Annotated in this window: 11 protein-coding genes; 3 read left to right on the top strand and 8 right to left on the bottom strand. The window is 62.2% G+C overall.

Going from position 1 to position 12,862, the window contains the following annotated elements:
- Positions 1-63: 63 nt before the first annotated feature.
- The 6 genes from WBQ96_RS06450 to WBQ96_RS06425 all read right to left on the bottom strand — a co-directional run bounded on the left by WBQ96_RS06450 (position 64) and on the right by WBQ96_RS06425 (position 6,315).
- On the bottom strand, positions 64-681 hold the full coding sequence (locus WBQ96_RS06450) for an MOSC domain-containing protein (protein ID WP_336548496.1): 618 nt from the start codon (positions 679-681) through the stop codon (positions 64-66).
- Positions 682-774: 93 nt separating this feature from the next.
- Complete coding sequence (locus tag WBQ96_RS06445) at positions 775-1,896, bottom strand: beta-ketoacyl-ACP synthase III (protein WP_336548494.1); 1,122 nt, start codon at positions 1,894-1,896, stop codon at positions 775-777.
- A 132-nt stretch (positions 1,897-2,028) separates the two neighbouring features.
- Complete coding sequence (tam, locus tag WBQ96_RS06440; RefSeq protein WP_336548492.1) at positions 2,029-2,796, bottom strand: trans-aconitate 2-methyltransferase; 768 nt, start codon at positions 2,794-2,796, stop codon at positions 2,029-2,031.
- Positions 2,797-2,866: 70 nt separating this feature from the next.
- Positions 2,867-4,516 carry an energy-dependent translational throttle protein EttA gene (ettA, locus tag WBQ96_RS06435; RefSeq protein ID WP_336548490.1) on the bottom strand — a complete coding sequence of 550 codons (1,650 nt, stop codon included), beginning with the start codon at positions 4,514-4,516 and terminating at the stop codon, positions 2,867-2,869.
- Between the two features lie 111 nt (positions 4,517-4,627).
- Entirely contained in the window at positions 4,628-5,389 is a 762-nt protein-coding gene (locus WBQ96_RS06430) for an ABC transporter permease (protein ID WP_336548488.1), read from the bottom strand.
- Positions 5,386-6,315, bottom strand: a complete 930-nt coding sequence (locus WBQ96_RS06425) for an ABC transporter ATP-binding protein (protein WP_336548930.1) — start codon at positions 6,313-6,315, stop codon at positions 5,386-5,388. The genes WBQ96_RS06430 and WBQ96_RS06425 overlap by 4 nt, the downstream gene beginning before the upstream one ends.
- Before the next feature lie 257 nt (positions 6,316-6,572).
- On the opposite strand from WBQ96_RS06425, the gene WBQ96_RS06420 reads away from it, so the two are divergent.
- The 3 genes from WBQ96_RS06420 (at position 6,573) to WBQ96_RS06410 (ending at position 10,416) form a co-directional block, all read left to right on the top strand.
- On the top strand, positions 6,573-7,505 hold the full coding sequence (locus WBQ96_RS06420) for an alpha/beta hydrolase (protein ID WP_336548486.1): 933 nt from the start codon (positions 6,573-6,575) through the stop codon (positions 7,503-7,505).
- An 89-nt stretch (positions 7,506-7,594) separates the two neighbouring features.
- Positions 7,595-8,770 (top strand): CaiB/BaiF CoA transferase family protein, encoded by a 1,176-nt coding sequence (locus tag WBQ96_RS06415; RefSeq protein ID WP_336548484.1) that lies wholly within the window; start codon positions 7,595-7,597, stop codon positions 8,768-8,770.
- Positions 8,767-10,416 (top strand): thiamine pyrophosphate-binding protein, encoded by a 1,650-nt coding sequence (locus WBQ96_RS06410; RefSeq protein ID WP_336548482.1) that lies wholly within the window; start codon positions 8,767-8,769, stop codon positions 10,414-10,416. The genes WBQ96_RS06415 and WBQ96_RS06410 overlap by 4 nt, the downstream gene beginning before the upstream one ends.
- Positions 10,417-10,633: 217 nt before the next feature.
- Here WBQ96_RS06410 and WBQ96_RS06405 read toward each other — a convergent pair whose 3' ends face one another.
- Entirely contained in the window at positions 10,634-11,746 is a 1,113-nt protein-coding gene (locus WBQ96_RS06405) for an endonuclease/exonuclease/phosphatase family protein (RefSeq protein WP_336548480.1), read from the bottom strand.
- Positions 11,747-11,868: 122 nt separating this feature from the next.
- Entirely contained in the window at positions 11,869-12,840 is a 972-nt protein-coding gene (locus WBQ96_RS06400; RefSeq protein WP_336548478.1) for an ABC transporter substrate-binding protein, read from the bottom strand.
- Between the last annotated feature and the right edge of the window lie 22 nt (positions 12,841-12,862).

Below are 12,862 nucleotides of genomic sequence, written 5' to 3'. Positions count from 1 at the left end.
ACGTTGACGACCCCCTCTCCCCGTTCTTCACGGGGAGAGGGTAAGGGTGAGGGGCTGTTTTATCTAAGCCCCGTAAATCCACTGCTCCGGCACGCGCACCGATACTTCCTCGTCCTTCTCGATCCGACCCGGCTTTTCGACCCAGGCAACCAGCCCGCGGAACCGCTTGGCCACCTTCGGAAACAGCAGCGACCCGGCATCGTGGTCGGCCATGCCGGCGCGTTCGGCCACCCGTCTTCCGGCAATGCGGCACGGGCTGTTCTGCGCACCGATCTTCAGCGTCACGCCGCCCTTGAAGAATAGCATCGTGCCGGACGGCAGCATGGAAAGATGCGGCACGCCCTCAAGCAGCAGATTGGCGCCGATCCATTCAGGCCTGATTTCGGCAATGCCCATGCGCTCGGCGACCAGCGCCAGTTCGTCGGGTGCTACGATCGACACCTGACGTTCGTTGCGCATTTCGGTGCCGCGCGGATACCACGGCTCGCGCCCGCCGGAGCGGCGCGTGTAGCCGCCGTGGAAATCCCTCGGAATACCCTGGAACTCGAGTTGCAGGCTGTCGGTTGCCTGTGTCTCGAAATCTTCCCCCGGCGCGACATAGATGCCTGCGACGCGGGCCGTGAGTTTCCACCCCGGCAGGATCGGGGTTTCGCTTTCCAATGGGCTCAGCAGATCGGCCATGTCATTTCCCTTGGGCTTTGCGCGGGAAAATGCCGGTCAAGCGCCATCGCGTCCAGCCAAAAAGCCTGATCGATCGATGATCGGCGTGAATGGCTACATCATCCTGAGCAGCGCCCCGCCGATCGAGTACCCCGCACCGAATGCACAAAGCAGGCCGTATTCGCCCGCCTTCATGTCGGCATGGTTCTGCTGAAGCGCAATGACGGCGCCGGCGCCGGCGGTGTTGCCGAGACGCTCCAGCACCATCGGCGCGCGATCGTGCCCGACCTCGTGGCCGAAGGAGAGTTTTAGGATCATCGCGTTCATGCGCGCATTGGCTTGATGCAGCCAGAAGCGGCGGATATCGTCCGGCGTCTGCCCATGCTCGGCCAGGAAATTGACGATGAAGCGGTGGCCGGCCACGGTGACTTCCTTGAACACCTTGTTGCCCACCTGCTTGATCATGTTGCCCTCCATGTTGATCATGTAGGGGTCCTCCTGCGCGGTGCGGGTAAGATAGCCGAGATTGGTGCGGATGTTGCTCGAAAGCTGCGTCCAGGTGCGGGTATCGAGCACTTCGAAGCGGCCGGGCCGCGTCTCGCCCTCGCCGATCGCCTCGACGATCATCGAGGCCGAGGCGTCGCCGAAGATGAAATGCGTCTGCCGGTCGCGGAAATTGAGATGCCCGGTGATGATCTCCGGCGTCGTCACCAGAACGCGCTTCTGCGCGCCAGACCGCACCAGATTGACGGCGACATGCAGGCCGGCGGCAGCCGAAGAGCAGCCGAGCCCCATGTCGAAGCCTGCTCCCTGCGTGCCCATGGCGTGCTGCATCTCGATGGCAATCGCCGGATAGGGCCGCTGGTGATGCGAGGCCGAGCAGATGACCATGTCGATGTCGGCGGCCTGCAAGCCCGCATGCTCCAGCGCGCGCTCGGCCGAAGCGATGCCGAATTCGGCTTCCAGCGACAGCGCATCGTCCGGCCGGGCCGGTATGCGCGGCGCCATGCGGGTCGGGTCGAGAATGCCCTCGCGTTCGATGACATGGCGGTTCTTCACGCCCGAGGCATAGACGATGAAATCGGAATCGGACTTCTGCAGCGGTTCCAGCCCCTGCGCGGCGCGGCGCGGATTCTCGGTATCGATCCAGGTGTTGAAGCTTGCGACAAGTTCTTCATTGGAGATCGAGGCTTCGGGGATTTTGATGCCGATGCCGCTGATGATGACGCGATGCATGCTATGCCTGTCCGGTGCGCTCACTTCTCACGATCTGCTCGCGCACGCTTTGCAGAAACGCGGTCTCCCCGGGGATAGTGTCGCAGGACGGCAGTTTACGTCAGCTTAACCTGCGTGGCAAAGGCAGGCGCTTTACACCCGTTGCGCCATGATGAAAAGCCGCGGAAAGCGAAGAAGCACCTTGCCGTCCAACGCCGGCGGATAGGCAGACGCGATGCGCGCCGTGTATTCCTTCAGGAACAGCGCCCTCTCCCCGTCTTCAAGCGGATCGATGAAAGGCTTCAGGCCGGTCGATTTCACCCATTCGACGATCGCCTCGGCACTCGCCAGCGGATGGTTGTAGATCGTATGCCAGATGTCGAGCCTGGCCGACTGCGGCGTCAGAAGATCGTAATAGGACGCCACCGGCGGCAACGGCGCACGCGCGGCGCGAGCGATCTTTGCCGCGAACGGCATCGCAGCTGCCGTCTCGCGCATCTGCACATGCGACTGCTCGCCGAGATTGTCCGGCATCTGCACGGCAAGCACGCCGCCCGGCGCAAGCAGGCCGAGCAGCCTGGCCAACACCGCCTGATGGTTGGGCAGCCACTGGAACACGGCATTGGCGAAGATCACGTCCACCGGCCCGTCCGGCGTCCAGCTATCGGCATCGGCGAGCGTAAATTCCAGCGCCGGCAGGCGACGCCTCGCCTCCTCGATCATCGCCGGCGAAGAGTCGACGCCGCTGACTTTCGCGGTCGGCCAGCGCGCCGCCAGCAGTTCCGTCGAATTGCCCGGACCGCAACCGATATCGACGACATGGCGCGGGTTTTCGAGCGGTATTTGAGCCAGCAAGTCGCGCGACGGACGGGTCCGCTCATCCTCGAATTTGAGATATTGGGATGCGGACCAGTCTGCCATCGCTCATGCTCGTTCTGGAGATCGAATGCAAAAGCGCCCCGCTGTGACACGGGGCGCTGGTAGAAATCTGTTATCGCGTCAGCCGCTTGTAGGTCATGCGGTGCGGGTTGACGGCATCGGGGCCGAGGCGGCGGATCTTGTCCTTCTCGTAGTCCTCGAAGTTGCCCTCGAACCATTCGACATGGCTGTCACCCTCGAAGGCCAGCATATGCGTCGCCATGCGGTCGAGGAACATGCGATCGTGGGAGATGATGACGGCGCAGCCGGCGTAATTTTCCAGTGCGTCTTCCAGTGCCGCCAGCGTTTCCGTATCGAGATCGTTGGTCGGCTCGTCGAGGAGGAGAACGTTGCCGCCGGTCTTCAGCATCTTGGCGAGGTGCACGCGGTTGCGCTGGCCGCCGGAGAGATTACCGACCTTCTGCTGCTGGTCGCCGCCACGGAAGTTGAACGACGAACAGTAAGCTCGGGTGTTGGCCTCGAACTTGCCGAGCTTGACCACTTCGGCACCGCCGGAAATCTCTTCCCAGACCGTTTTGTTGGCATCGAGCGCGTCACGGCTCTGGTCGACATAGCCGAGCTTGACGGTTTCGCCGATGCGGACCGAGCCGGAATCGGGCGTCTCCTGGCCGGTGATCATCTTGAACAGCGTGGTTTTGCCGGCGCCGTTCGGGCCGATGACGCCGACGATGCCGCCGGGCGGCAGCTTGAAGGTCAGGTTCTCGATCAGCAGCTCTTCGCCAAAACCCTTGTTCAGGTCGGCAACCTCGATGACGACATTGCCGAGGCGCTCGCCATGCGGAATGACGATCTGCGTGTCGCTGGGACGGCGCTTGTCGGCAGCCTCCAGAAGATTTTCGAAGGCCTGGATACGCGCCTTGGACTTGGTCTGGCGCGCCTTGGGGCTGGAAGAAATCCACTCGCGCTCGCGGTTGATGGCGCGCTGGCGCGCATCGTCCTCACGGCCTTCCTGCTTGAGGCGCTTGGCCTTGGCTTCGAGATAGGCGGTGTAGTTGCCCTCATAGGGAATGCCGCGGCCGCGGTCGAGCTCGAGAATCCAGCCGGTGACGTTGTCGAGGAAGTAGCGATCGTGGGTGATGAGCAGCACCGCACCCTTATAGGCTCGCAGATGCTTTTCCAGCCAGGCCGTGGTCTCGGCGTCGAGATGGTTGGTCGGTTCGTCGAGCAGCAGAAGGTCGGGCTCTGAAAGCAGCAGCTTGCACAGAGCGACGCGGCGGCGCTCGCCGCCCGAAAGCTTGGTCACTTCCGAGTCCTTGGGCGGGCAGGCCAGCGCTTCCATGGCCATCTCGACCTGCTGTTCGAGGTCCCAGAGGTTCAGCCGGTCCATATCGTCCTGAAGACGCGCCGACTCGTCGGCAGTCTCGTCGGAATAGTTCATCATCAGCTCGTTGTAGCGCTCGATGATGGCCGTCTTCTTGGCGACGCCTTCCATGATGTTTTCGAAGACCGTCTTGGTGGCGTCGAGCTGCGGCTCCTGCGCCAGATAGCCGACGGTCGCACCCTCGGCGAGCCAGGCTTCGCCATTCCACTCCTTGTCGAGACCGGCCATGATCTTGAGCACAGTCGACTTACCGGCGCCGTTCGGCCCGAGAATGCCGATCTTGGCGTCCGGGTAGAAGGAGAGATGGAGGTTTTCGAGGACTTTCTTGGTGCCGTAGGCCTTGTTGAGCCCGGCCATGTGATAGATGAACTGGCGTGCCACGCTTGGCTAATCCCTGATCTGTTTGCGGAGGTTGCGCGCTATGTAGGCGATGCCGGCCGAAACGGCAAATGCTTTTGGGGGAGCCGAAGCCATCTACAGCGCGCTTCCCCCTCAAACCTTGATCCGCCACCCCGTCTTGAAGATCCACCACACGGCAACCAGACACGCTGCAAGAAACGCCAGCGTCATGGCGAGGCTGATGCCGATATTCACGTCGGCCACGCCATAAAAACTCCAGCGGAAGCCGCTGACCAGATAGAGCACCGGGTTGAACAGCGTGACCTTCTGCCAGAAGGGCGGCAGCATATCGATGGAATAGAAACTGCCGCCGAGGAAGGTCAGTGGCGTCACGATCAGCATCGGCACCAGTTGCAGCTTCTCGAAACCGTCGGCCCAGATGCCGATGAGGAAGCCGAACAGGCTGAATGTCACCGCCGTCAGCACGAGGAACAGCATCATCCACAGCGGATGCTCGATGTGCAGCGGCACGAAGAGCGCCGCGGTCGCAAGGATGATCAGCCCGAGGATGATGGATTTCGTCGCGGCGGCACCGACATAGCTGACGACGATTTCCAGCGAGGAGACCGGCGCGGACAGCAGCTCGTAGATCGTGCCGACGAACTTTGGAAAATAGATGCCGAAGGAGGCATTGGAGATACTTTGCGTCAAAAGCGAAAGCATGATCAGCCCCGGTACGATGAAGGAGCCATAGCTGACACCGCCGATTTCCTTCATATGCGAGCCGATGGCCGAGCCGAAGACGACGAAATAGAGCGAGGTCGAGATGACCGGCGAGACGATGCTCTGCAGAAGCGTGCGCCACGTGCGGGCCATTTCGAACAGATAGATCGCGCGGATGGCATAAAAATTCATGACCGCTGCTCCCGCACCAGGCTGACAAAGATTTCTTCCAGCGAATTCTGCTTGGTCTGCAAATCCCGGAAGCGGATGCCCGCTTCGTTCAGGTCGCGCAGCAGCGTGGTAATGCCGGTGCGTTCCTGCTGCGTGTCGTAGGTATAGGTCAGCTCGTCGCCTTCCTGCGACAGCTCCAGCCCGTGCTTTTCGAGTGCTGTGGGAATGTTTTCCAGCACGCCCTGCAACTGAAGCGTCAGCTGCTTCTTGCCGAGCTTGCGCATCAGTTCGGCCTTTTCCTCGACGAGGATGATTTCGCCCTGGTTGATAACGCCGATGCGGTCGGCCATCTGCTCCGCCTCTTCGATGTAATGCGTGGTGAGGATGATGGTGACGCCGGTGTCGCGCAACGAGCGCACGACTTCCCACATGTCACGCCGGAGTTCGACATCAACGCCGGCGGTCGGCTCGTCGAGGAACAGGATCTGCGGCTCGTGCGACAGCGCCTTGGCGATCATCACCCGGCGCTTCATGCCGCCGGAAAGGGTGATGATCTTGCTGTCTTTCTTGTCCCACAGCGAAAGCTCGCGCAGCACCTTCTCGATATGGGCCGGGTTCTTCGGCTTGCCGAACAGGCCGCGGCTGAAGCTCACCGTCGCCCACACCGTCTCGAAGGCGTCGGTCGTCAGTTCCTGCGGCACGAGCCCGATCCGCGAGCGCGCGGCGCGATAATCCTTGATGATATCGTGGCCGTCGGCCATCACCGACCCTTCGCTCGGATTGACGATGCCGCAGATGATGCTGATCAGCGTCGTCTTGCCGGCACCGTTGGGGCCGAGCAGCGCAAAGATCTCGCCCTTGCGGATATCGAGATTGATGTCCTTCAGCGCCTTGAAACCCGTGGCGTATGTCTTGGACAGATGGGAAACGGAAATGATCGGCTGCATGAAGGTGCCTGTCGATGGCCGCATTTGCGGTTGCTGTGGAGAATGCGGCGGAGAAGCCCGGGGCCCGAGTTGGGAAGCGAATGGAATATATGGTTCGCATTTCGATGCACAAGGGCAATCGGAGCCCCTCCTGACATCATCAGTGAAGAAAAAACATCCAAAGTTTCGTCATGAAATCCAAGGTCGGTGGATGGCAGCGCACGCTCCCTTGACGCGCCCATCGCCGTGGCCAACAGTCCGCAGTCGAGGGAGAAATCATGCCATTCGACAGCCAAAGGCTTCATGAGTCGCCAACCGGCGCAAAGCTCAACCTTTATATGAAGCGCGCCAAGGGTGCGCCGCGCGGCGTGATCCAGATCAATCACGGCCTGGCCGAACATGCCGCCCGTTACGCGCGCTTTGCCGACTTCATGGCCGCGCGCGGCTTTCACACCTACGCGCACGACCATCGCGGCCACGGCTACACCAAGGCGCCGGATGCGCCGCAGGGCATGTTCGGGATCACCGGCGGCGGCGATAAGGTCATCGCCGACATCGCCTCTATCCACGAGTTGATCCGCAAGGAGCAGCCATGGCTGCCGGTGATCATTTTCGGCCATTCGATGGGCGGCATGATCACCCTCAACTATGCCATGCGCCATCCCGAGGGGCTTCGCGGCGCAGCCATCTGGAACGCCAGTTTCTCGGCCGGGCTGCTCGGCCGTGTGGCGCAGGCGGTCCTTGCCTATGAGCGTTTTCGCCTTGGCTCCGACGTGCCGTCGCGGATATTGCCGAGGCTGACCTTCCAGGCATGGGCGAAGAAAATACCCAACCACCGCACCGGGTTCGACTGGCTGTCGCGCGACCCGGTGGAGGTCGACAAATATGTCGCCGACCCGCTCTGCGGCTGGGATGCAAGCGTCTCGCTGTGGCAGGATCTGTTCGGCTTTGTCTTCCATGGCGCCGATGACGCCAATTTTGGGAATGTGCCGAAGGACCTGCCGTTCAACATCGTCGGTGGAGAAAAAGACCCGGCGACCGATGGCGGCAAGGCCATAACCGATCTTGCCGGCCGCATGGAGCGGCTGGGCTTTTCGAATCTGGTTTCAAAGGTTTACGGGCAAACCCGCCACGAAAGCCTGAACGAGATAAATCGCGATCTCATCTTGGAAGAATTCGCCGCCTGGGCCGAGCAGGTGGTCAGAAAATAGCGCCGGCACAGGCTGGCACAGCGCATCGACGGTGACAGGCCGGCGCAAGATTGTTACAGCGTGCCAGCACCGCAACCGTCAGGTCCTTCATGGCTCAACCTCCCCTTCACGGCATCCGCGTCATCGAACTTGCCCGCATCCTTGCCGGCCCATGGGCGGGCCAGTTGCTGGCCGATCTCGGCGCTGATGTCATCAAGGTCGAGAGCCCGGACGGCGGCGACGACACGCGCAAATGGGGTCCGCCCTTTGTCGAGGGCCATGACGGCGAGAACCTGTCGGCCGCCTACTACCATTCCTGCAATCGCGGCAAGCGCTCGATCGCCGTGGATTTCTCGACGCCGGAAGGTGCCGAGACGGTCAAAAAACTCGTCGCGACGGCGGACGTGCTGATCGAGAATTTCAAGCTCGGGGGCTTGGAGAAATACGGGCTCGACTATGAAAGCCTGAAGGCGATCAACCCGCGCCTCGTCTATTGCTCGATCACCGGATTCGGCCAGGACGGCCCCTATGCGCCCCGCGCCGGCTACGATTTCATCGTGCAGGGCATGTCGGGCCTGATGTCGATCACCGGGCCGGCCGGCGGCGAGCCGCAGAAGGTGGGCGTGGCCGTCACTGATATCTTCACCGGCCTCTATTCCGTCGTCGCCATTCAGGCCGCTTTGCGCCACGCGGAAGCCACCGGCCAGGGTCAACAGATCGACATGGCGCTGTTCGACGCGCAGATGTCCGTGCTTGCCAACCAGAATCTGAACTATCTCGTCTCGGGCGTTCCGCCGAAGCAGATGGGCAATGCCCATCCCAACATCGCGCCGTATGAAGTGCTGCCGGTCAAGGACGGGCATTTCATTCTCGCCGTCGGCAATGACGGCCAGTTCCGCAAATTCTGCGCCGTCGTCGGGCTCGATGCCATGGGTACCGACCCGCTCTATGCGACCAACGCCGCGCGCGTGGCGAACCGCGTCCCCCTGCGCGAAGCCATGGTTGCCGCCCTGGCAAAGTTCGAGCGCGAGGCGCTGCTGGCGGAACTGGAAAAAGCCGGCGTGCCGGCAAGCCCCATCAACACCATCGGCGAGGCGTTCGCCGACCCTCAGGCGATCGCGCGCGGCATGCGGCTCGATCTGGAAGATAGCGACGGCAACAGGCTGCCGTCGGTACGTGCGCCGATGGTGATGAGCGCGACGCCGCTAGTCTATGAGCGGCCCTCGCCGCGCCTTGGCGAGCACACGGCGGAAATTCTGGCGGAACTGGAGAAGGCAGGCGGATGAAGACTGGCGGAAAACTGATCGTCGAAGCCCTCGAAGCCAATGGCGTCGACCGCATGTATTGCGTGCCTGGCGAATCCTATCTCGCAGTGCTCGATGCGCTCTACGATTCCTCCATCAAGAGCATCGTCTGCCGGCAGGAAGGTGGCGCGGCGATGATGGCCGACTGCCACGGCCGGCTGACCGGCAAGCCCGGCATCTGCTTCGTCACGCGCGGTCCCGGCGCGACCAACGCCTCGGCCGGCATTCACATCGCCATGCAGGACTCTATCCCGCTCATCATGTTCATCGGCCAGGTTGCGAGCCACGCCCGCGAGCGTGAGGCGTTCCAGGAAGTCGACTACCGCGCCTTCTTCGGCCCGATCGCCAAATGGGCGACCGAGATCGACGATGCAGCGCGCATCCCCGAAATCCTCACCCGTGCTTTCTCCATCGCGACATCCGGCCGCCCCGGCCCAGTCGTTATCGCACTGCCGGAAGACATGCTGACGAGCGAGGTTGAAGCGTCCGCCGCGCTGCCCTTCACGCCCGTCGAAACACGGCCGGGAGAGGCGGAACTGGCCGAACTGGAACGACTGCTCACCGGCGCCAAGCGTCCCTTCGCAATCCTCGGCGGCTCGGGCTGGAATGAGGGGGCCGTCGCCGGCTTCCAGGAGATTTCCGAGAACTGGTCGCTGCCGGTCGGCGTTTCGTTCCGCCGGCAGATGCTGTTCGACCATCTGCACCCGAACTATGCCGGCGATGTCGGCATCGGCATCAACCCGAAGCTCGCCGCCCGCGTCAAGGAAGCCGACCTAATCCTGCTGGTCGGCGGGCGCTTCGGCGAGATGCCGTCGTCGGACTACACGCTGATGAAGAGCCCCTACCCGGACCAGACGCTGGTGCATGTCCACCCGGACACGAACGAGCTTGGCCGCGTCTATCGCCCGACGCTTGCCATCAACGCTTCGCCCGCGGCATTCGCGCAGGCTTTCGCCAAGAGAAAGGGACCGACTTCTCCGGGCTGGGCAGAGGCAACGGCTGCGGCACACGCAGACTATCTCGCTTGGTCGACACCGCCCGAAACCGGACCCGGCGCGGTGCAGATGGGGCCGATCATGACCTATCTGGAAAAGGTGCTGCCGGAAGACGCGATCCTGACCAACGGCGCCGGCAACTACGCCACCTGGGTGCATCGCTTCCACCGCTTCCGCCGCTTCGCCACGCAGGGCGCACCGACATCCGGCTCGATGGGCTACGGCATGCCGGCAGCGGTCGCGGCCAAGGGGCTGTTTCCCGATCGCGAGGTGGTCTGCTTTGCCGGCGACGGCTGCTTCCTGATGAACGGCCAGGAATTCGCAACAGCCGTGCAATATGACCTGCCGATCATCGTCATCGTCGTCAACAACGGCATCTACGGCACCATCCGCATGCATCAGGAGCGCGAATATCCTGGCCGTGTCGAGGCAACCGACCTGAAGAACCCGGATTTCGCAGCACTGGCCCGCGCTTATGGCGGTCATGGCGAGACGGTGGAAAAGACCGCCGACTTTGCCGCGGCCTTCGAGCGCGCCAAGGCAAGCGGCAAACCGGCGATCATCGAAATCAAGCTCGACCCGGAGGCGATTACGCCGACGCGGACGATGACGGATATTCGCGAGAAGCGGTAGGCTGCAAAGACCCCCTCTCCGTCTCGGCTTCGCCGAGCCACCTCTCCCCCGCTTCGCGGGGGCGAGGAACCGGCGCCCACCGAGGTCACGGGAGAGCGAAGGTTGCGGCGTTGCAGAACCTGGGTTCCTCGCCCCGCTTGCGGGGAGAGGTGGCGCGCGAAGCGCGACGGAGAGGGGAATATCGCTGCACGCCATACGTTGCGACAGCTTCAACCCCTCAAATATCGATATCCACCCACACCGCCGCGTGATCCGATCCGGCATCATGCGGCTTGGTCAGCTCAGCATAACAATCCCACCGCCGAGGCCGTGAGCCCGGCCACATGCCCGTCCGGAACACGCCGCCCGCCACGACCTTCTCAAACAGCTTCGGCGACAGGAGAATATAGTCGATCTTGTTGCCGGCGTTGCAGAGGCCGAAGGTGCCGGGAAAGCCACCATTGTCGAAGCCCGGATGCGTAAACACATCCCTGAGGTTCGTGCCCTCGATCAGCGGCTTGAGTGGATTGCTGCCCGGCGTATCGTTGAGGTCGCCCAGCACGACGATCAGTTCGTTGCCTGCCACCACCAGCCCCTCATAGATCGCCTTGACGCGCTCCGCCTGCGAACGCCGCTTGGCGTTGGATGACGCCATCGAACCAAAACCCTTGCTCTTGAAATGGTTGACCATGACGATGAGCGTCTTGCCGGACGGCAGCGTCACATGGAATTCGGGACAGTCGCGCGAAAATATCCGCTCGCCGTTCGGCGCGAGATCATCGACATGGCTGCGCATCAGGCCGATGACATGGTCCGGCTTGGTAACCAGCCCGACATCGATGCCGCGCTCGTCATTGCCGTCGATGACCATGACTTGCCGGAACGGCACGCCGCCGATCGCCGGCAGGATGGTGTCGTTGAAGGCGGCGAGAACGGGACGGCTCTCGGCCTCCACCACCGCCAGAATATCAGCCTCGATGTCGATCATGACGCGGGCAGTGTTGCGCATGGAATGTTCGTTCACCGGCTCGTCGCGCAGTTCGAGCGAGCCGACCCAGTCGGCGCGGCCATCAGCCAGGATCTCGATGCCGCCGGCCGTCGGCCTTTTCAGCAATCCGCCGCGGTTGCGGCGCAGGATGACGAAGGGACCGGTATCTGATTTCTCGAGGCCGAGCTTGATCATCAGCTCGACCATCTTTGTCTTCATCGCCGGCGTGTAGGTGATCTCACCCAGAAGCGCGTTGAGCGCTGCGAAGGCCTCCAGAACCGGACGGCCCTCCTCCCAACTGTCGAGGTTCATCGCCTTGGCGCGATCGAACAGGTTTTCGACATTGTAGCTTGCGATCCGCATGGCTTGGTCCTCGAACAAGAATGCAGGAACGCCAATCGTCTCACGGTCGGTTTACGGTGTCATGACACCAAAAAGGGGCGGTTGCCCGCCCCTTTACTGTCTTGCGCTTTGGAAAGCGGATTTTACTTGATCGCCTTGTCGGTGATCACCGTCGTGAAGGCACCCTCCGGCTCCTTGGTGATGATCTTCTGTGCCAGCAGAGCCGCTGCCGTGCGCTCGTATGCGGCCGGGATCAGCTTGCCGTCGGCATTGTCGATCAGCTTGGCGACTTCGCCCATCATACGCTTCTGGTGGTTCTCGTCCTGGCCACCATTTTCCACGACGATGCCGGCTGCCTCATCCGGATTCTCGGTGGCGTATTTCCAGCCCTTCATCGAGGCGCGCACGAACTTGACCATCTTTTCCTCGAAGGCCGGGTCCTTGAGCTTGTCGCCAAGCGCATAGAGGCCGTCTTCCAGAAGGTCGTTACCCATCTCGGTGTAGTTGAAGACAGTGAGGTCCTCAGGCTTGAAGCCGGCATCGATCAGCTGCCAGTATTCGTTATATGTCATGACCGAGATGCAGTCGGCCTGCTTCTGGATCAGCGGCTGCACGTCGAAGCTCTGCTTGAGAACGGTCACGCCGTCCTTGCCGCCTTCGGTCGGCAGGCCGAGCTTGTTCATCCAGGCGTAGAACGGATATTCGTTGCCGAAGAACCAGACGCCGAGCGTGTGGCCCTTGAAGTCGGCTTCGGTCTTGATCGGGCCGTCCTTCGGGCAGACCAGTTCCATGCCGGCCTTCTTGAAAGGCTGGGCGATATTGACCAGCGGAACGCCCTTTTCGCGGGCAGCCAGCGCGCCGCCCATCCAGTCGACGATCACGTCGGCGCCGCCGCCGGCAATCACCTGCTCAGGCGCGATATCGGGACCGCCCGGCTTGATGTCGACGTCGAGGCCTTCCTCTTCATAAAAGCCCTTGTCCTTGGCAACATAGTAGCCGGCAAACTGCGACTGCGTCACCCATTTGAGCTGCAGCGTCACCTTTTCGGCCGCCCAAGCCTGGACAGCCGCCAGCGACATCGCGCCGGCCAGCATGGAAACCATCAGTTTTTTCATTTTTTTCACCCTCTGAAGTGCG

This window comes from Mesorhizobium sp. CCNWLY176 (assembly GCF_037153935.1).
GTDB lineage: Bacteria > Pseudomonadota > Alphaproteobacteria > Rhizobiales > Rhizobiaceae > Mesorhizobium_M > Mesorhizobium_M zhangyense.
The sequence above is the reverse complement of the archived record's forward strand: the minus strand, read 5'-3'. Positions and strand labels throughout refer to the sequence as shown.